The organism is Cupriavidus sp. D39 (genome assembly GCF_026627925.1).
GTDB lineage: Bacteria > Pseudomonadota > Gammaproteobacteria > Burkholderiales > Burkholderiaceae > Cupriavidus > Cupriavidus ulmosensis.
The window spans coordinates 3354390-3373681 of the sequence record NZ_JAPNLE010000009.1; the positions used below are offsets into that span (position 1 = coordinate 3354390).

Here is a 19292-nt window from a genome sequence, read left to right on the forward strand (position 1 = left end):
CGGCGAGTGCGCTACGCTCAACGCGAACAAGGCAAAACCGCTACACTCGTCCTTCCCGCGCGGCCTCTGGCCGCGCTTTCGTCCTTCCCACCTCCTTTTCCCTGCCCCGGTCGCCATGGATCCCAGGCTCGTGATGCTGTGCCTTGGCAATTTTGTCATCGGTACCGGCGCGATGATCGTCACCGGCATGCTCAATGACATTGCCGGCGATTTCCAGCTCGGCGCCGGCACCGCCGGCCAGCTGATCTCCGTGTTTGCGCTGGCGACCTGCGTCGGCGCGCCCTTGTTCGCCACGCTTGGCTCGCGCATCGACCGCCGGCTGCTGCTGGCGGGCGCGCTGCTGGTCTATGCCGCGATGCACCTGGCCGCGGCCTTCGCGCCGAGCTTTGCCAGCCTGATGGCCATTCGCTTCCTGAGCGCGATCGGCGCGGCCATCTACACCCCGCAAGCCGCTGCCACCTTGCCGTTGCTGGTCAACGCGCAGACGCGCGGGCGCGCCATCAGCTTTGTCTTCCTGGGCTGGAGCGTGGCCAGCGTGGTGGGCGTGCCGATGGGGACGTGGATCGCCAGCACGCTGGGCTGGCGCTTCAGCATGGGGCTGGTGGGTTTGCTGGCGCTGGGCGCATCGGTGGGCGTGTGGCGGGCCTTGCCGCCGCGGCTGTATGTGGAGCCGGTGGGGCGGGCGGCCTGGGGCGCGGTGCTGCGGCACACGCCGATGGTGCTGGTGGTGGCCACCACCATGATCCAGTCGGCCGGGATGTTTACGCTGTTTACTTATATCGCCCTGCTGCTGCGCGACGTGCATGGCATCAGCGGCGGCACGCTCAGCCTGATGTTCCTGGCTTATGGCGCCTGCGGCGTCAGCGGCAATGTGCTGGCGGCTTCGCGCATGGACCGGGCCACGCCCGCGCGCATCGTCCAGTTCGCCATGCTGACGTCGCTGGCGGCCATGCTGCTGTGGCCGCTGGCCATGCTGGGGCCGGTGGCGCTGGTGCTGATCTTCATGTTGTGGGGCGTGGGCGGCTTTGCCACCAACAGCGCGCAGCAGGCGCGGCTGGTGGCGCTGGCGCCGGAGCGCGCGGCGGTTTCGATCTCGCTCAACTCGTCTTCCATCTACCTCGGCCAGGCCCTGGGCGCGATGGGCGGCGCGGCGATCTACGCTACAGCCGGCGCCGACTCCCTGCACTGGGGCGCGGCGGCACTGATGCTGCTGGCGCTGGTGGTATCGCAGCAGGCGCGGGTGCTGGGACGGCGCTGGAGCCTGCACGAGGCAGCGCGGCAGCAGGCCTGACCCAACCTGCCCGGACAAAGCGGCCAGCCGTGCGGCACCGCACACGCGGCAGCCGCTTGATACCGCTGTTCGGAAAATCCCGGGGCTAAGATAAAGGACACAGGATCAAGGAGACGGCATGAGCACATCCAATGGCATGCGCCTGCTCGCCATCAGCGTCGGCAAGGCGGTCCCGCTTTTCGTGGCGGCGGTGGGCACCGAGGCGGTGGTGATGTCGGGCATCCGCAAGCATCCGCTCAGCACCTTGCTGCATCCGCTGTCGGTGGCCGTGCGCCCGCTGGGGCTGGCGGGCGACGAACAGGCCGACCTGAGCGTGCACGGCGGCCTGGACAAGGCGGTCTACGCTTACCCGGCCGAACACTACGCCTGGTGGAACGAGCGCCGCCGGGAAGCGCGCCTGCCCGAGGCCGGGAAGCCGCTCGTCCCCGGCGCCATGGGCGAAAACCTGACCCTGGAGGGTGTGCTCGAGACCGATCTGTGGGTGGGGGATCTGCTGCGCATCGGCGACGTGGTGCTCAAGGTGGAGTCGCCGCGCCAGCCCTGCTACAAGCTCAACGCCGTGATGGGCTACCGCCATGCGATCAAGCATATGGTGCAAAGTGGTTATTCGGGCATTTACCTGAGCGTGGTCATCCCGGGCGATCTCCAGGCCGGCGCCGCGGTGGCCATCGAGCCCGGACCGCGCGATGTGTCGATAGAAAGCATCAACACCCGGCAACGCGATGGCCGCCAGAGCCAGCTTTTCTGATAATGTTTGGCTCTCGATACAAGCAGGTATCCGCTCGCGCTGTAATAGTTTGTAATGGCGCGGATTGCGTGGGTACTGGCCTTCAGCGCCCCTGATCCTGTACTACTAGCGGTTTTCCGCAGCGCGGCACCGGCTTCCCAGAAGGCCGGGCTACCGGGGAGCGGGCGCATTTTGCGCGCACTGTAAGAGAGTCCTCACATGAAAACGAACGGGATCGACCAGGCCAAGGGCTTTGTCGACGCTAAGTGGAGTCCGGCCATGGGTACCGGCAAGGGGGTTTCGCCCTGGTTGCTCGGCGCGGTCTTGATCGCGCTGGCCGCGGGCGGATGGTTCGGCTGGCGTGCCTGGACGGCACCCAAGCCGGCGGCCAAGGCGCCGCCCGTGGTGGTGGTGGCCACCGCCTTGGTGCAGCAGGGGGACGTGCCGCTGCGGGTGACGGCCAACGGCACGGTGAGCGCGCTCGCCACGGTGGAGATCCGCCCGCAAGTGTCGAGCACCGTGCGCACCGTGCATATCAAGGAAGGCCAGACCGTCAAGCCGGGCGACCTGCTCTTCACGCTGGACACCCGCATGGACGAGGCCAACCTCGCCAAGGCGCAGGCCCAGCTGATGCGCGACCAGGCTGACCTGTCCGATGCGCGCCGCACCCTGGCGCGCAGCAAGGAGCTGCTGGAGCGCAATTTCATCTCCAAGAGCGCGGTGGATACTGCCCAGGCCAAGGTCGACGGCTTCGAGGCCACCATCCGCGCCGACCAGGCCGCCATCGAGGCCAGCCGCGTGGCGGTCAGCTATGGCGCCATCCGTGCCACCATCGGCGGGCGCACCGGCGTGATCAATATGTTCCCCGGCTCGCTGGTGATGCCCAACAGCGCGCTGCCGATGGTCACCATCGCCCAGGTGCAGCCGATTGCCGTCACCTTCACGCTGCCCGAGCGCCAGCTCGCCGCGCTGCGCGAGGCCCTGCACGCCGGCCCGGTCGCCGTGACCGCGCTGCCCAACGACGGCAGCAAGGCCCCGGTCACCGGCGAGATCAGCTTTGTCGACAACACGGTTGACCCGCAGTACGGCAGCATCCGCATCAAGGCGCAGTTCGGCAACGACGAGCAGCGCCTGTGGCCGGGTACCTACGCCAACGTGGACGCGGTGGTGCAGACGCTAAAGGGTGCGCTGTCCGTGCCGCCGCAGGCGGTGGTGACGGGACCCGAGGGGCGCTTTGTCTACGCCGTGCAGCCTGACAACCGCGTCAAGCCGATGCCGGTCAAGGTGCAGGTCTCGACCGCCAGCGCCGCCGTGATCGAGGGCGTGCCGCCCGGCACGCGCGTGGTGGTGGAAGGCGCGCAGAACCTGCGCGCCGGCAGCCTGGTGCGCGAAGCGACGCCGGCGGCCAAGGCAGGCGCCGCCAGCGCCGCCGTGGCGCACGCCAAGCCTTGAGCCCAGAGCACTAACACCATGACCCTGTCCGAGCTCTGTATTCGCCGTCCGGTGATGACGATACTGCTGTGTCTTGCAGTGATCGTCACCGGCATCGCGCTCTACCCCACCATCCCGATCGCGGCGCTGCCGTCGTTCAACTCGCCGGTGATCCAGGTCACGGCCACCTTGCCCGGGGCCAGCCCCGAGACCATGGCGGCGTCGGTGGCGACCCAGCTGGAAAAGCAGTTTGCCACCATCCCCGGCGTGTCGGTGATCAGCTCATCCAACACGCTCGGCAACTCCAGCATCACCATCGAGTTCAACAACGACCGCGACATCGACGCCGCGGCCGTCGACGTGCAGGCGGCGCTGTTCCGCGCCCAGCGCGCGCTGCCGATCGAGATGACGGTGCCGCCGTCGTACCGCAAGGTCAACCCGGCCGATGCGCCGGTGCTGCTGCTGGCGATCAACTCGCCGGCCATGAGCCTGGCCGAGTTGAATGCGTTCGGCGACAACCTGATCTCGCCCAGCCTGGCCACCCTGCCGGGCGTGGCGCAGGTGCAGGTGTTCGGGCAGAAGCGTTTTGCCGTGCGCGTGCGCGCCCACCCGGACGCCCTCGCCGCGCGCGGCCTCACGCTGGATGAGCTGGCCACGGCGCTCAACCGCGCCAACGCCAATACGCCGGTGGGCACGCTGGACGGCGCGCGCCAGACGCTCACCATCCAGGCCAACCGCCAGCTCGCCAGCGCCGACGCCTTCCGCAACATCATCGTGGCCAGCCAGCCCAGCGGCGCGCTGGTGCGGCTCTCGGACGTGGCCGATGTGGAAGACAGCGTCGAGACCATCAAGACCGGCAGCTGGCTCAACAACGAGCGCTCCATCGTGCTGGCCGTGCTGCGCCAGCCGGATGCCAATACGGTGGCGGTGGTGGACGCCATCAAGAACGCGCTGCCCCGCCTGATCCAGCAGATGCCGGATTCGGTCAACGTGGCCGTGGTCAACGACCGCTCGCAATCGATCCGCGAATCCATCCACGACGTGCAGTTCACGCTGGCCCTGACCGTCGGGCTGGTGGTGATGGTGATTTTCCTGTTCCTGCGCCGTGCCGCCGCCACGCTGATTCCCACCGTGTCGCTGCCGATCTCGCTGATCGGCACGGTGGCGCTGATGAAGGCCTTCGGCTACAGCCTGGACAATGTGTCGCTGCTGGCCATCACGCTTGCCGTGGGTTTGGTGGTGGACGATGCCATCGTGATGCTGGAAAACATCGTGCGCCACATCGAGGAAGGTGTGCCGCCGCTCAAGGCCGCGCTGGTCGGCTCGCGCGAGATGGGCTTCACCATTCTGTCGATCTCGATCTCGCTGGTGGCCGTGTTCATCCCCATCTTCTTCATGCCGGGCGTGATCGGCCTGCTGTTCCACGAGTTCGCGGCGGTGGTGTCGCTGGCCATCCTGGTGTCGGCGCTGGTGTCGCTCACGCTGATCCCGATGCTGTGCGCGCGCTTCCTGTCGGCCGAGAACGTGCCGATCGACGAGTCACAGCACGCCTACGGCGACCACGCGGGTGCCAGCCACGCACCGGCCATCGTGCAGAAGCAGACCATCGGGCTGCGCTCCACCCAGTGGTTCGAGAACCTGTTCGAGTTCACCCTGCATCGCTACGCGCGCGGGCTCGACTGGTGCCTGGCGCACCGCAAGTCGGTGCTGGCGGTGGCCGGCCTGACCTTCGTGCTGACCGCGGTGCTGTTCGTGATCATCCCCAAGGGATTCTTCCCGGAAGAAGACATCGGGCAGATCCAGGTCAACGCCGAAGGCCCGCAGGATATCTCCTTCGACGCCATGGCCGACCGGCTGCGCGATGCGGCCGAGCGCATGCGCAAGAACCCCGCGGTGCGCAGCATCGTGATCTCGATCGGCGGCGGGCCCTCCCCTGCCATCAACACGGGCCGCATGTTCGTCGAGCTCAAGCCGCTGGGCGAGCGTCCCAAGATGGCCAAGGTGGTGGAGTCCTTGCGCAAGGACGTCTCGGGCATTGCCGGCCTGGCGGTTTACTTCTCGCCGGTGCAGAACCTGCGCTTGGGCGGGCGCCAGAGCAAGAGCCGCTACCAGTACACGCTGCAAAGCGTGAAGGCCGGCCAGCTGCAGGAGTACTCCGACAAGCTGATGGGCAAGATGCGCGCCGATCCGCTGTTCCGCGACGTCACCAGCGATTCGCAGCAATCGGGCCTGGAGGCCCAGCTATCGATCGACCGCGACAAGGCCAACGCGCTGGGCGTGCAGATCCAGGACGTGCGCCAGGCGCTGTACTCCGCCTTTGGCGAGCGGCAGGTGTCCACCATCTACACGCCGATCGACAACTACTACGTGATCCTGCAGGCGGCCGATATCGACCGCGCCGACGAGACCGCGTTCTCCAAGATCTACGTGCGCAGCAAGACCGGGCAGATGGTGCCGATCTCCGCCTTCGCCACCACCGAGCGCCGGGTTGGGCCGATTGCCGTGAACCACCAGGGCCAGCTGCCCTCGGTGACGGTGTCGTTCAACCTTGCGCCGGGCGCGGCGCTGGGCGCGGCCTCCACCAAGATCGATGCCTACAAGCAAGAGATCGCCATGCCCACCGCGATCTTCACGAGCTGGGGCGGCGACGCGGCGGTGTTCCAGTCGTCCCAGGCTACGCAGGTGCTGCTGCTGGTGGCGGCGCTCGCGGTGATCTACACGTTGCTGGGCGTGCTGTATGAGAGCTACATCCATCCGCTGACCATCCTGGCCGGCCTGCCTTCGGCGGCCGTCGGCGCGCTGCTCACGCTTTTCATCTTCAATGTGGAGCTGTCGCTGATCGCCACCATCGGCGTGCTGATGCTGATCGGCATCGTCAAGAAGAACGCCATCATGATGATCGACTTCGCGCTGGCGGCGCAGCGCGAGCAGGGCATGACCCCGGCGCACGCGATCCGGCAGGCCTGCCTGTTGCGCTTCCGCCCGATCATGATGACGACCTTCGCCGCCGTGATGGGCGCGCTGCCGCTGGCGCTCGGCCTGGGCGCGGGCGCCGAGCTGCGCCAGCCGCTGGGCCTGGCGGTGGTGGGCGGCCTGCTGTTCTCGCAGGTGATCACGCTGTTCATCACCCCGGTGATCTACCTCGCGCTGGATCGCTTCTCGGGCACCGGCCCGCTGCAGATCGATGAACAAGGCAATCGTCTGCCGGCCCTGGTGGGCGGCGAGGCTGTGCACTGAGCGTGCCGCCGTAGCAAATCGCGACGCCTCGGGGGCGGTGCCGGATCGGTCGGCACCGCCCTTTTTGTTTCTGCTTCGTTGCGGCATTGCCACCAAGCGCCGCGCTTCGTACGCAGGGGCATGGATTGTGGTGATTCATGCTTTACAAATCGTTACTAATTGATAATAATTCGCATTCTCAATAGTGCGTGGCCGGGTCCGCCGAGCAACGCCTGACCACGCGAGCCAGCCGCCGTTCTTCGCACCCGCCAGCCAGCGTTTCGTTTTTTGGGGAAAATCCATGAAACGCCGCTGTCTGGCGCGCTTGCGCGCCTCTGTCCGAGTCACGCCCGTTGCCGCCGTCTGCGCCGCCCTGGGCGGTCCCGCCCTGGCCGCCGAGCCGGCCGCCGATCCGGCCGGCCGCTTGAGCGAGGTAGTGGTCACCGCCACCCGCACCGAGGAGCGCGCCGACGCCGTTGCCTCCACCATCACCGCCATCGACGCCAGCCGGATCGAACGCGCCCAGCCGGTCGACGAGGCCGCCCTGTTCGCCGATGAACCCGATATCGACGTGCCCCGCGACCGCCGCCGCTTTGGCGCCGGCAGCATCAATGTTCGCGGCATCGAGGGCAACCGCGTGCTGCTGATGGTCGACGGCGTGCGCCTGCCCGACTACTACAACGGCGGCGGCCCTTCCAACCTGTCCAGCGCCACCCGCGACGCGCCCGAGTTCTCCTTCCTCAAGCGGATCGAGGTGCTGCGCGGGCCGGCTTCCAGCCTGTACGGCTCGGACGCCATCGGCGGCGTGGTGTCGTACGTCACCAAGGATCCCGAGGACCTGATGCGCGCTCGCGCGGTGGGTGGCGAGGCCGGCCTGTCGTGGAACGGCATCGACCGCAGCTTCGGCCAGACCGCGGGCGTGGCCGGTGGCAACGAGACCATCAAGGGCTTGTTCATGTACGCGCACCGCAAGGGGCACGAAGTGGAGAGCATGGGCGGCAACGACACCACCTCGACCGGCCGCACCAAGGCCAATCCACAGAACAGCGAGACCAACGCGTGGCTCGGCAAGATCGTGCTCGATCCCGCCGCCGGCCATCGCTTCAGGCTGACCTACGAGCATCGTGACAACGATACCTTCACCGATATCCGCCGGCTGTCCACCGCGCTGCCGCGCGTGACCTCCGCCAGCGGCACCGAGGACCTGTCGCGCAACCGTGTCAGCCTGGACTACGAATGGAAGCCGGCCAGCCGCGTCATCGACCGCCTGAGCGCGGCGGTGTTCTACCAGCAGAGCGAGTCCAACACCGTGACCAACCAGGTACGCAGCAACACCAGCGCCGGATGCTCGGGCTCCACCACGGGCAGCAGCCAGTGCGACGTGAACCTGCTGTTCGGCTTCCGCCAGCAGCAGACCGGCTTCAATGTGCAGGCCGACAAGTCGTTCAACACCGGCATCGTTGGCCACCGGCTGATCACGGGCGTGGACTTCCTGCGTACCCAGACCAGCGAGATGCGCGACGGCACCACCTACAACCGCACCACCGGCGTGGTGTCGAAATCGCTGGCCGGCGACAACTTCCCGATCCACGATTTTCCCAAGGGCGAAACGCGCCAGACCGGCATCTTCGTGCAGGATGAACTGCAGTTCGCCGGCGGCCGCTTCACGCTCACGCCCGGCCTGCGCTTTGACCACTACTCGCTCGGCCCGGACGACGACAAGCTCTACAACAGCGTGGCCTCCAAGCCCGCCATCAGCAAGAGCGATTCGGCCCTGTCGCCCAAGCTCTCCGCACTGTGGCAAGCCACCGACCGCATCAACCTGTGGGCGCAGTACGTGTTCGGCTACCGCGCGCCCAACTACCAGGAAATCAACGGCAGCTTCCGCAACACCATCCAGGGCTACGGCGCCGCGCCCAATGGCGACCTGAACCCGGAGAAGAGCCGCTCGTTCGAAATCGGCGCGCACTATACGGATGAGCGCGTGCAGACCAGCGTCGCGGTGTTCGACAACCGCTACAAGGACTTCATCGAGCAAGTCGCGCTGAGGTGCCCGTCGGACCCCGCCTGCCTCGCCGGCCTGCGCGCGACGTACCAGTACCGCAACCAGAGCAGCGTGCGCATCTACGGTGCCGAGTGGCGAGGCAGCTATCGCTTCCTGCCGCAATGGCGCGTGGACAGCGCCGTGGCCTACGCGCACGGCAACAACGAGCAAACCGGCCAGCCGCTCAACAGGGTCTCCCCGCTGCGCGCCAGCGCGGCGCTGACGTGGGAGCGCGGCAGCAACAGCCAGGGCCAGGGCGCAAGCCTGCGCTGGCGCGGCGCGCGCGCCGTGACGCGCACCGACGACACCTCATTTGCCTACTTCAAGCCGGGCGGCTATGGCGTGGCCGACCTCCAGGGCTGGTGGCGCTTCAACCGCTACGCCAGCCTGGTGCTGTCGGTGAATAACGTGTTCGACAAGAAGTACTGGCTGTGGGGCGATGTGCGCCAGGGCAGCGTGGCCGCCAGCGAGCCGGGCCTGGACTTCCACACGCAGCCTGGACGTACCTTTGCCGCCAGCGTGAAGCTGTCGTTCTGACCGGAAGCGATACGACCCGACATGTCCTCACAAAACAAGATCAAGATGCGATGGCTGCGCACACTCTGCCTGCTGTGGATAACCTGGCTGATGCTCGGCATGCAGCCTGCGTCGGCCGCGCCGCGCATCGCGGTGCTGACCACCTCGCCGGTGCCCGCCGGCAAGTTCGAGCCGCTGCAGGCCATGGCGCGCGCGCACGGCATGGCGCTGGACGCGCGCTATCTCGAGCGCATGAGCGCGCAGGACATCGCGCCGTTCATCGACGGCGCCGGCCTGCTGATCCTGGACGCGCCGCGCGACCATATCGTTACCGAGATGCTGGCCAAGCTCGGGCCGCTGTGGACCCATGCGCGCGTGCCGCGCCTGCTGATCGCCACCGACCGCTTCGAGGCGCACGGCGTGGATAACGCGCTGGGTGCAACGCTGCAGGCGTACTACGTCAACGGCGGCCGCGCCAACTTCGACGCGATGATGCGCACGCTGGCCGCGCAGCAGTTCAAGCTGCGCGCGGACAGCGGCATTCCCGCGCCGGTGGTCTTTCCCAAGGCCGCTTACTACCATCCGCGACTCGCCAGCGTGGTGACTGCCTCGCCGGAAGACGCGCTCAAGGTGTCCGGCCACGCCGGCGAGCCGGTGATCGGCGTCGCCATCCACCAGGCCTACGTGTCCGGTCTCGACAGCGCCTTCATCGACGACCTGATCGCGCGCATCGAAGCGCGCGGCGCGCGTGCCCTGGTCTTCTACAGCGGCGTGATGGATGCGCACGGCGTGCTGCGCATGGCCGCGCCCGGCGCAAAGCGCATCGTCGACGTGCTCATCAGCGGCCAGATCATGCTCAACGCGGCGGGCCGCAAAGCGGAGTTCGAAACACTCGGCATCCCGGTGCTGCAGGTCATGCCCTATCGCAAAGGCGACGCGCAAGACTGGGAGCGCGACCCCCACGGCATCAGTCTCACCGACACGCCCTTCTACCTCGTGCAGCCCGAGCTTGCCGGCGTGAGCGATCCCATGCTGGCCGCCGCCACCTCGGACAAGGACGGCAGCATCGTCAGCCTGCCGGCGCAGCTCGATGCCGTAGCCGACAAGGCGCTGGCGCTCACGCGCCTGCAGCGCACGCCGAATGCGGACAAGCGCGTGGCGATCCTGTTCTACAACTATCCGGCCGGTGAGAAGAACCTGTCGGCATCGTTCCTCAACCTGCCGCGCAGCCTGTCGTCCACGCTGGCTGCACTGCATGCGGCTGGCTACCGTACCGAGGCTGCGGATGCGCTCACGCTGCAGCGCGATCTGGGCGCATTGCTCGCTCCGTTCTACCGCGATGGACAGCTCGCCGCGCTGCTCGACGCGGATCGCGCGGTGTGGATGCCGATGGCGCAATACCGCCGCTGGTACGACGCGCAGCCCGCCGCGTTCCGCGCCGAGGTCAGCGCGCGCTGGGGCGAGCCCGAATCCTCGTCGATGGCGATCAGGCGCAATGGCGTGGCCGGCTTCGCCATCCCGCGCCTGCAGCTCGGCAACGTCGCGCTGATGCCGGTGCCGCCGCGCGGCGAGCGTGACGAAGCCGCCGAGAAAGCGCTCTACCACTCCACCAAGACGCCGCTCAACCACTTTTACATGGCGGCCTACCTGTGGGCGCGCGAAGACCGCGAGGCACTGGTGCACTACGGCACCCACGGCACGCAGGAATGGACGCCCGGCAAGGAGCGCGGCTTGTCCGTGACCGACCAGCCCTACCTGGTGCTGGGCAGCGTGCCGGTGATCTATCCCTACATCGTCGATGACGTAGGCGAAGCATTGCAGGCCAAGCGCCGCGGCCGCGCCACCATCATCAGCCACCAGACGCCGCCGTTCAAGCCGGCGGGCCTGCACACCGATCTGTCGGTGCTGCACGACCAGTTGCACAACTACCTGCGGCAGGACGACGGCGCGGTGAAGGACACGCTGCGCGAGGACATCCTCAAGCGCAGCGCGCGCATGCACCTGCTCGACGACATGGGCTGGCCGCAGGCCCGCGCGAGCGCGCGGTTCACCGAATACCTCGATGCGCTGCACACGCATCTGCACGAGCTAGCCGGCGCGTTGCAGCCCTATGGCCTGCACACCTTCGGCCAGTCGCAGGATCCCGAGCTGCGGCTCTACACGGTGATGGCCATGCTCGGGCAACCGTGGCTCAAGCGCGTGTTTCCCGATGAGCCGGAAGAACTGTTCGCGCTCGACTACAAGCAGCTCGCGCAATCGGCGCCGTATGCCATGCTGCGCAAGTACGTGATCGACGGCGCGCCGCTGACGAACCTGTCCGATCCCAGGCAGCGCGAAGACATGCAGCGCGCCCGCGCGCTTTACGCCAGCCTCGACGCCGCGCCGGAGAGCGAGTCCATCCTCATCGCGCTGGCCGGCCGCTATGTGCTGGCCGGCACCGGCGGCGATCCGGTGCGCAATCCCGATGCGCTGCCGACCGGACGCAACCTGTATGGGTTCGATCCTTCCAAGGTGCCCAGCCGCGAGGCCTGGACAGCAGGACAAGCTGCGGCCGAAGCGATGATCGCCGACTGGCGCAAGCGCCACGGCAAGTGGCCCACCAAGCTGGCCTTCTCGCTGTGGAGCGTGGAGACCATGCGCCATCAAGGCATGCTCGAAGCCCAGGCGATGGCCGCCATGGGGATCCGCCCGAAGTGGGACGGCGGTGGCCGCGTGGTCGGCGTGGAAGCGATTCCAGCCGCCGAGCTCGAGCGGCCGCGCTTGGATGTGGTGCTGTCTGCTACCGGCCTCTATCGCGATCACTTCCCCAACCTGATCAAGTGGCTGGCCGAAGCGGTGAAGCTCGCCGCCGCGCAGCCCGAGCCCGACAACGCGGTTGCCGCCAGCACGCACGCAATCAGCGCGCGGCTGGCACAACGCAAGGCGGCGGACATGACCCCGGAACGCATCGAGTCGCTGGCGCTCACGCGCATCTTTGCCAGCGAGACCGGCAACTATGGCACGGGGCTGAACGACGCTACGCTGGCCAGCGACAGCTTCGGCAGCGGCAAGGAAGCGGACGCCAAGCTGGCCAATCTCTATCTCGCGCGCATGCAATACGGCTACGGGCCCGACGAGAAGACGTGGGGCGAGAAGCTGCCGCAATTCAACCTCTACGCGGAGAACCTCAAGGGCGTGGAAGGCGCGCTGCTGGCGCGCAGCTCCAACCTGTACGGCATGCTGACCACCGACGATCCCTTCCAGTATCTCGGCGGCATCGGCCTGGCCGTGCGCCACCTGACGGGCAAGGCGCCGGAGCTGCTGATCTCCAACCTGCGCGACGCGGGCAATGCGCGCACGCAGACGGCCGCATCGTTCCTCGCCACCGAGCTGCGCACGCGCTATTTCCATCCCGGCTGGATCGAAGGCATGAAGGCCGAAGGCTATAGCGGCGCGCTCAACGTGCTCGACACGGTGAACAACTTCTGGGGCTGGACCGCGGTCGCGCCGGAGATCGTGCGCGACGACCAGTGGACCGAGTTCGCCGAAGTCTATGTCAAGGACAAGCACCAGCTCGGCCTGGACGAATGGTTCGAGAAGAACGCGCCGCAGGCGCAGGCACAGGTGATCGAGCGCATGCTGGAAGCCGCGCGCAAGGGCTACTGGAAAACAGATCGGGAGATGTTGAAGACGCTGGCGGATCGCTGGCAGACGCTGTCGCAGCGGCACGATATCCGCAGCGACAACCGCAGCTTCAATCGCTACCTGCAGCAGCAGGCGACCGCGCCCGGCGCCGCAGGCTATGGCATGCAGGCACCGGCGGCACCGCCCGCCGGCGCGCCCAGGGCAGCAGCCCCGCAGGCGACGCCACGGCCCGCGCCGCAGCAGGCGCAGCCCAAGCCGCAACCAGAGCCGCAACCAGAGCCCCAGCCCGAACCCAAGGCACTGCCGCAAACCGTACCGGTGCAAGGCATGCAACTGGTGGAGAAAAAGCCGCCCACTGCCGTGCTCGTGCCCGTGCTGTCGTGGCTTGCCGCCGGCATCGCACTGGCCGGCGCCATGCTGGGGGCACCATCAGCGCGCGCCGCCGCGCCGCCGATCCGGTTCGGCGCCCTTCTTCCAGACACAATCCAGAACCCACTGAGGCATCATGACTCCCACCCTGCTTGAAACCCTGATGTACGACGTCGGCCAGTTGTTCCTGTTGCCGACGCTGGCCCTGATCGGGATGCTGTTCCTCTACGCCTTCTGGGCGCTCGGCGAGTTCGTCATGCAAGGCTGGCAACGCCGCCGCCACGGCATCGAGACCGGCCGCGGCTATGTGCTGGTGGCGTTCGCGCTGCGCCACCGCATCCAGGACCCGGACACGCTCGACGTGACCGCGCACCGCCTGCTGGAGTGGCCGCGCATTGCCACGCGCGTCGCGCCGATGCTGGGGCTGGTGGCCACCATGATCCCGATGGGCCCGGCGTTGAAGGGCTTGTCCGGCGGCAACCTCGCCAACGTGGGCGAAAACCTCACCATCGCGTTTTCCGCGGTGATTCTTGCGCTGATCGCTGCCAGCATTACCTTCTGGGTGGTCAACGTGCGCCGCCGCTGGCTCGCCGAGGAACTGGTGTGGCTGGGCAAGCATCAACCGCGGTGGGAGGTGGACGCATGAAGTTCCTGGAAGAGAGCGAGGCCGACGACCCCATCCTGTCCGTGGTCAACCTGATCGACGTGTTCCTGGTGGTGATCGCCGCGCTGCTGGTGGCCATCGCGCAGAATCCGATGAACCCGTTTACCCACGCGGACGTCACCGTCATCACCAATCCCGGCAAGCCCGATATGGAGATCGTCTCCAAGCAGGGCGAGAAGGTCGTGCGCTACCAGGCCAGCGGCCAGGTCGGCAGCGGCGATGGCACCAAGGCCGGCGTGGCGTACCGGCTGCAGGACGGATCGATGGTATATGTGCCGGAAGCGGCGGCTGCGCAGTAAAACTGCGCAATAATGAGCACGAGCGAGCCATCGCAACCAGGATTACCTAGCCATGCAGATTCGTCACAGCTTTGCCCGCCTAGCCAGCTTTGTTCCTGCCCGCGCCGCCGGACTGGCGCTCGCGGCCGCCATGTTCGCCGCGCTCGCCGGCTGTGCAGGCACGCCGCCGGCCGCCGTGGCCGGCGATGTCGCGCATCAGTTCACCGGCAAGACCTACGTGTTGCTGGGCGAGGTCCACGACAACGCCGATGGGCAAAAGCGGCGCCTGCTGGCGTTGTCCGACGCACTGGAAGCCGGTTGGCGCCCGGCCATCGCGATGGAGCAGTTCGACCGCGAACGCCAGGCCGATATCGATCGCGCCCGCCGTGAGCGGCCCGGCGATGCGGCGTATGTCGTGGCGCAGGCGGGTGGCAAGAACTGGCAATGGGAGCTTTACACGCCGGTGGTGGCGCTGGCCTTGCGCTACGACCTGCCGCTGGTGGCGGCCAACCTGTCACGCGCGGATGCGAGCAAGATCGTGCGCGGCGGGCTGGATGGCGTGTTCGATGCGGCAGAGCGTAAGCGCCTCGGCCTCGCCGCGCCCTTGCCCACGGACGTGGTGACCGAGCAGACCGCGGTGCTCGACCGTGGCCACTGCGGCAATTTCCCCAAGGCCATGCTGCCCGGCATGCTCGACGCGCAGGCCGCGCGCGATGCGGTGATGGCCGCGGCGATGCGCACGTACGCCGAACGCGGCGCCGTGCTGATCGCCGGCAACGGCCATGTGCGACGCGACGTGGGCGCGCCGCGCTGGCTCGCCGCCCCGCCGGGCGAAATCTACAGCGTGGGTTACCTGGAGCAGGCCAGCGGCCACGAAATCGGTGCCTATGATCGCGTGGTGCTGGTGCCCGTGCACAAGCGGCCCGATCCGTGCGAAGGCGCCAAGCCGGCGGCGATGGCCGAGCCGGCCTGAATCCAGCGCGCGCTTAGCCGAACAGCTCCTCGGCCACGGTCGGATGCAACTGCACCGTGGTCTGCAGGTGCGCCAGCTTCACCCCGAGCCGCACCGCCACGGCAAATGCCTGCACGATCTCAGGGGCGGCGTTGTCCATCATGTGCGCGCCCAGCACGCGGCCGCTGCGCGCATTTACCACCAGCTTCACCATCGAGGCCTGCTCGCTGCCGGCGAAGCGATTCTCCAGCGAGACGAAGCGGCGTACCACGGTGTGGATGCGCTCCGCCTTGCCGGCTTCCTCGATGGCCGCATGCTCCGTCAGTCCCACGCTGCCGATGGCTGGCTCGCAGAACACCGCCGTTGGCACCAGCTCAAAATCCGCGCGGTCGCCGCGGCGGCCGAACAGGCGGTCGGCCAGCCAGCGGCCCTGCGCCCCGGCGACCGGCGTGAGGTGCTGGCCGTCGATGACATCGCCAATGGCATGGATCGAACGCACCTTGGTGCGAAACGAGCGGTCCACCTGGATGCCGCCCTTCTCCGTGCTTGCGATGCCCAGCGATTCCAGGCCCAGCCCGCCCCAATGCGGATCGCGCCCGATGGCGGCCAGCGCCGCCTGCGCGCGCACGGTCTGGATGCGGTCGTTGCCATTGCCACCATTGCCACCATTCGCGCCATTCGCGTGATTGCCATGCTGCCGGTAGCACACATCGATGGCTCCGTTGGCCTGGTTCAGCAGCGTCACCTCGGTATTGAAATGCAGGCGCACGCCCTTGGCGGCGAGCGCCTCGGCCAGGGCGTCGGCCACCTCGTGGTCGAAGCGCGCCAACAGGCGCGCCTCGCGCACCAGCATCTCCACCTTGACGCCGTAGCGCGACAGGATCGAGGCTTGCTCCACCGCCACGTAGCCGCCGCCGATGACCACCAGCGAGGCCGGCAGGCTTTGCCAGGTGAAGATGTCGTCGGAAGTGCAGGCAAGATCAAAGCCGGGCACGGGCAACGCGCGCGGCCGCGCGCCGGTGGCAATCAGGATGCGTTTGGCGCGGATGGTCTCGGCGCCGACCTGTACCTGGTCGGCGGCGCTCACCGTGGCGTCGCCGCGCAGCAGCTCCACGCCGGCTTGCTGCAGCCGGTGCGTGTAGGCCACGTGCAGCCGCGCCATCTCGGCGTTGACGCGCACGATGGCATCGCTCCAGTCCTCCTTGCCGCCGGTATGCGACAGGCAGCCTGACAGGACGGCCGCGAGGCTGGCGCCATACGAGAGCATTTTCTTGGGAACGCAGCCGCGGTTGACGCAGGTGCCGCCGATCGCGTCGCGCTCCACCAGCACCACGCGCGCGCCTAGCGTGGCCGCGCGCCGCGCTGCCGCCACGCCGCCTGAGCCGGCACCGATCACCACGAAATCCGCTTCGCGCTGCGCGCCGGGCTTGCGCTTGCCACGACGGGGGACATGCTCGACCGCTTGCTCGGTGCTAGCCCTGCGGGCGCTCTGACGCTCGGTCGTGGATCTTGCCTGGCGTTTCGACATCAATGCCTCCTGTAGCGGCGCGAAGGCCGCATTGCACATCGTGATGACGGAGCCGCGAGCACGGCCGACGCGCTGGAGCGCTATCCGGCGGTGCCAAGCTCCGTCTTCATGACAGACGGCCAATCACGCAAAAAGGTTTCCCCGTCGCGCCGGCCGAGTTCGTAGGCACCGATCATCGCGCCGGGCTGAGTGTAGTCCCAGCTCGAGATCGGAACCCGTTGCGAAGGTTGCAGGTAGAGCCGGCGCTGCGCGCCGTGTTGCAGTACAAAGCGGCGCGGGCGCGGATAGAGCCGCGTCACCAGCACCAGCACGTTGCCGGGCGTGGGGTCGAGCGCGTCGACCGGCACATTGTCGACCATGCCGCCATCCAGCACGGGCCGGCCATCGCGCCGCAGCACCGGCGTGAAGGGCGGGGTCGAGGACGATTGCAGCAGCAGGTCCGCCAGTTGCTCGGGCGAGCCGCAGTCCTGCGCACGCACGAACTCGGGATGAAAGCCGAGCTTGCGGCCCAGGCGCGGGTGCAAGGTCTTGAGCCAGTGCTTCTCGATGTTGTAGGCGACCAGCCCGGCCATCACCGCCAGCCGCGGGCCGCTCCAGCGCGGGATGTGGGCCACGCCGATGCGGATCTCCGGCGCCGTCTGCAGGTTTGCCAGGCGGCCCTCGCCGAAGATGTTCAACAAGGCGGTGCGGTAGATGCCGTAATGCGGAAACACCCGCTGCTTGCTCAGCAGGTTGCCCCAGTACGCATTGCGCCGGTTGCCGGCGAGCACCTCGCCGTAGTACTCCATCACCTGGCGGGAGTCGTGCGTGTAGATCATGCACGCCGTGGCGGCCCCGGCGGAAATGCCCGCGATCACGCGCGGGCGCAGCCCCAGCTCGGGCGCCACCGTGTCCCACCAGCCTGCCTGCCACCAGCAGCGGTTGCCGCCGCCGGCAAACACCACCTGGTCGAAGGGCGAGGCTGCGGTGGCGGGCTGGATGGGGGCAGGCGTCAGGCTGCGGGGCTCATGCATGGAGATGGCTTGGGAGGGTAGCGTGCAATTTGGTGATGCGCCGCTCACAGCAGCGCGTAGGTGGTGGTAGCCTGCACGGCCAGCTTGCCATCGGTGCCGGTCAGCTCGATCTCGCCGAACACCACGGTCTTGCCCAGGCGCAGCACATTGGCGCGCACCAGCACATCGCCCTCGATCACCGGGCGCATGAAGTTGGTGGTGAGCGTGACGGTGGTCATCGGCCTGAAGGCGCCGAGTGCATTGGCGACGGCCACGATCATGGCGGTATCGGCGGCGGACATCAGCACCTGGCCGCACACCACGCCACCCGCGTGGCGAAATGATTCGTCAAAAGGCAGGCGCAGCGTTACGCCCTGTGCATCAACGTGCTCGGCCCGCAGCCCGAGTTGGCGCACCCATGGCGCCAGGACGCGCTGCAAGGTGCGGTCGATATCGGCAAGCGTGAAGCCGGATTCCGGCTTTGGTTCTAGCGTTGGCTCTGGCATGGCACGCCCGTTTGTCTGGGATGAGGCCGGGCCAGGTTGCTATTCCGTCTCCTGCGGCGCGGCACGATGTTTGAGCCAATGATACAGGGGGCCGGTGCACAGCACCACGAAGGCCATCCGGATCACGTGGAAGGCCGTGACCAGCGGCACGCCAAGCTCCAGCACCTTGGCCGTGATGCACATCTCGGCAATGCCGCCTGGCGTGGTGCCGAGGATGGCTGTTGCGGGATGCACGCCGGACAGCACCGACAGGCCCCAGCCGAACAGCGCGGAGAGCACCAGCGCCACCAGCGTGTACACCGCCACGCCGCCGAGAAAGCGCGGCGCGGTATGGAGGAAGTCGCGCGAGAAACGCGCGCCCAGCGACACGCCGATCATCAACTGCCCGGCGCGGCTCATCCAGGTGGGAATGGCGGACAGCTCGAAGCCCGACGCGGTCAGCACGGCGGCCGCCAGCAGCGTGCCGATCACGAAGGGATTGGGCAGGTTGAAGTGCTTGAGCACTAGCGCCACGCTGACCGTGATCGCGATCAGCACGGGCAGCCACAGGTAGTCCACCGTGCGTGGCCCGGGCACGTAAGGGTCGAGCCCGTGGATGCCGCCGTACTGGAACAGCGCGGGCACGGCTACCACCACCATCAGCACGCGCAGCGAATGCGCGGCAGCCACCTGGTCGATGCGCGCGCCGTTGCGCTCGGCCAGGTTGGCCATCTCCGACGCGCCGCCGATGGCGGTTGAGAAGTACGCCGTCTTGAACGCCACGCCGGTGGTCCTGCGCAGCAGCCAGGCGCCGCCGCAGCCAAGCAGCAGCGCAAACAGCGAGCCCGCGACGATATACGGCAGGAACTCGATCAGCCGCGCCACCACGTCGGACGTGAAGTAAAGCCCGAGCGAGGTGCCGATGGCCCACTGCCCGGCATTGCGCGCCTGCGTGGGCGCGCGCAGGTCGGCGCCGCGCATGCGCGCGATGGCTACCGCCAGCAGCGGGCCGATCATCCACGGCAGCGGTGTGTGCAGCAGCGTGCAAAGCAGCGCGGCGGCCAGGCCGAGCAGCAGCGTCGAGAGGACCGGACGCCAGCGGTGAAGGAGAGGGCATGTGGCAGCGGCCTGGCGCGCGGGCGCCGGCGCGATGTTCTTGTGATGGAGCGCAATGT

The 19292-nt window shown here is 67.9% G+C and carries 13 protein-coding genes; 9 read left to right on the forward strand and 4 right to left on the reverse strand.

The window, feature by feature from the left end; translation table 11 throughout:
* Positions 1 to 115: 115 nt before the first annotated feature.
* The 9 genes from OMK73_RS27790 (at position 116) to OMK73_RS27830 (ending at position 15133) form a co-directional block, all read left to right on the forward strand.
* Positions 116 to 1291, forward strand: a complete 1176-nt coding sequence (locus tag OMK73_RS27790) for an MFS transporter (protein ID WP_267604853.1) — start codon at positions 116 to 118, stop codon at positions 1289 to 1291.
* 118 nt (positions 1292 to 1409) lie between these two features.
* The gene (locus tag OMK73_RS27795; RefSeq protein WP_267604854.1) at positions 1410 to 2039 is read left to right on the forward strand and encodes an MOSC domain-containing protein; all 630 of its coding nucleotides are present in this window, start codon (positions 1410 to 1412) and stop codon (positions 2037 to 2039) included.
* Between the two features lie 198 nt (positions 2040 to 2237).
* A complete protein-coding gene (locus tag OMK73_RS27800; protein ID WP_267604855.1) occupies positions 2238 to 3470 on the forward strand; it encodes an efflux RND transporter periplasmic adaptor subunit in 1233 nt (410 codons plus the stop codon).
* 18 nt (positions 3471 to 3488) lie between these two features.
* Positions 3489 to 6686 (forward strand): efflux RND transporter permease subunit, encoded by a 3198-nt coding sequence (locus OMK73_RS27805; RefSeq protein WP_267604856.1) that lies wholly within the window; start codon positions 3489 to 3491, stop codon positions 6684 to 6686.
* A gap of 280 nt (positions 6687 to 6966) precedes the next feature.
* A complete protein-coding gene (locus tag OMK73_RS27810) occupies positions 6967 to 9246 on the forward strand; it encodes a TonB-dependent hemoglobin/transferrin/lactoferrin family receptor (protein WP_267604857.1) in 2280 nt (759 codons plus the stop codon).
* Between the two features lie 21 nt (positions 9247 to 9267).
* On the forward strand, positions 9268 to 13374 hold the full coding sequence (gene cobN / locus OMK73_RS27815) for a cobaltochelatase subunit CobN (protein WP_267604858.1): 4107 nt from the start codon (positions 9268 to 9270) through the stop codon (positions 13372 to 13374).
* Entirely contained in the window at positions 13355 to 13864 is a 510-nt protein-coding gene (locus OMK73_RS27820) for a MotA/TolQ/ExbB proton channel family protein (RefSeq protein WP_267604859.1), read from the forward strand. Before cobN ends, OMK73_RS27820 begins: the two co-directional genes overlap by 20 nt.
* Positions 13861 to 14181 carry a DUF2149 domain-containing protein gene (locus tag OMK73_RS27825; RefSeq protein ID WP_267604860.1) on the forward strand — a complete coding sequence of 107 codons (321 nt, stop codon included), beginning with the start codon at positions 13861 to 13863 and terminating at the stop codon, positions 14179 to 14181. Before OMK73_RS27820 ends, OMK73_RS27825 begins: the two co-directional genes overlap by 4 nt.
* Positions 14182 to 14233: 52 nt before the next feature.
* Positions 14234 to 15133 (forward strand): ChaN family lipoprotein, encoded by a 900-nt coding sequence (locus OMK73_RS27830; RefSeq protein WP_267604861.1) that lies wholly within the window; start codon positions 14234 to 14236, stop codon positions 15131 to 15133.
* Positions 15134 to 15146: 13 nt separating this feature from the next.
* Here OMK73_RS27830 and OMK73_RS27835 read toward each other — a convergent pair whose 3' ends face one another.
* The 4 genes from OMK73_RS27835 to OMK73_RS27850 all read right to left on the reverse strand — a co-directional run bounded on the left by OMK73_RS27835 (position 15147) and on the right by OMK73_RS27850 (position 19194).
* Positions 15147 to 16640: a dihydrolipoyl dehydrogenase family protein gene (locus tag OMK73_RS27835; protein WP_267604862.1), complete on the reverse strand. Its 1494-nt coding sequence runs from the start codon at positions 16638 to 16640 to the stop codon at positions 15147 to 15149.
* An 80-nt stretch (positions 16641 to 16720) separates the two neighbouring features.
* Positions 16721 to 17653 carry a patatin-like phospholipase family protein gene (locus OMK73_RS27840; RefSeq protein ID WP_267604863.1) on the reverse strand — a complete coding sequence of 311 codons (933 nt, stop codon included), beginning with the start codon at positions 17651 to 17653 and terminating at the stop codon, positions 16721 to 16723.
* A 44-nt stretch (positions 17654 to 17697) separates the two neighbouring features.
* Positions 17698 to 18138: a PaaI family thioesterase gene (locus OMK73_RS27845; RefSeq protein ID WP_267604864.1), complete on the reverse strand. Its 441-nt coding sequence runs from the start codon at positions 18136 to 18138 to the stop codon at positions 17698 to 17700.
* A gap of 39 nt (positions 18139 to 18177) precedes the next feature.
* Positions 18178 to 19194, reverse strand: coding sequence for an AbrB family transcriptional regulator (locus OMK73_RS27850; RefSeq protein WP_267606538.1), 1017 nt, complete (start codon positions 19192 to 19194; stop codon positions 18178 to 18180).
* Positions 19195 to 19292: the final 98 nt, after the last annotated feature.

Excerpts from the sequence above, each read along its gene's own strand:
- OMK73_RS27840 (WP_267604863.1), bottom strand. The coding sequence starts at position 17,653 with ATGCATGAGCCCCGCAGCCTGACGCCTGCCCCCATCCAGCCCGCCACC.
- OMK73_RS27790 (WP_267604853.1), top strand. The coding sequence starts at position 116 with ATGGATCCCAGGCTCGTGATGCTGTGCCTTGGCAATTTTGTCATCGGT.
- OMK73_RS27830 (WP_267604861.1), top strand. The coding sequence starts at position 14,234 with ATGCAGATTCGTCACAGCTTTGCCCGCCTAGCCAGCTTTGTTCCTGCC.
- OMK73_RS27820 (WP_267604859.1), top strand. The coding sequence starts at position 13,355 with ATGACTCCCACCCTGCTTGAAACCCTGATGTACGACGTCGGCCAGTTG.
- OMK73_RS27795 (WP_267604854.1), top strand. The coding sequence starts at position 1,410 with ATGAGCACATCCAATGGCATGCGCCTGCTCGCCATCAGCGTCGGCAAG.
- cobN (WP_267604858.1), top strand. The coding sequence starts at position 9,268 with ATGTCCTCACAAAACAAGATCAAGATGCGATGGCTGCGCACACTCTGC.
- OMK73_RS27825 (WP_267604860.1), top strand. The coding sequence starts at position 13,861 with ATGAAGTTCCTGGAAGAGAGCGAGGCCGACGACCCCATCCTGTCCGTG.
- OMK73_RS27845 (WP_267604864.1), bottom strand. The coding sequence starts at position 18,138 with ATGCCAGAGCCAACGCTAGAACCAAAGCCGGAATCCGGCTTCACGCTT.
- OMK73_RS27835 (WP_267604862.1), bottom strand. The coding sequence starts at position 16,640 with ATGTCGAAACGCCAGGCAAGATCCACGACCGAGCGTCAGAGCGCCCGC.
- OMK73_RS27800 (WP_267604855.1), top strand. The coding sequence starts at position 2,238 with ATGAAAACGAACGGGATCGACCAGGCCAAGGGCTTTGTCGACGCTAAG.
- OMK73_RS27810 (WP_267604857.1), top strand. The coding sequence starts at position 6,967 with ATGAAACGCCGCTGTCTGGCGCGCTTGCGCGCCTCTGTCCGAGTCACG.
- OMK73_RS27805 (WP_267604856.1), top strand. The coding sequence starts at position 3,489 with ATGACCCTGTCCGAGCTCTGTATTCGCCGTCCGGTGATGACGATACTG.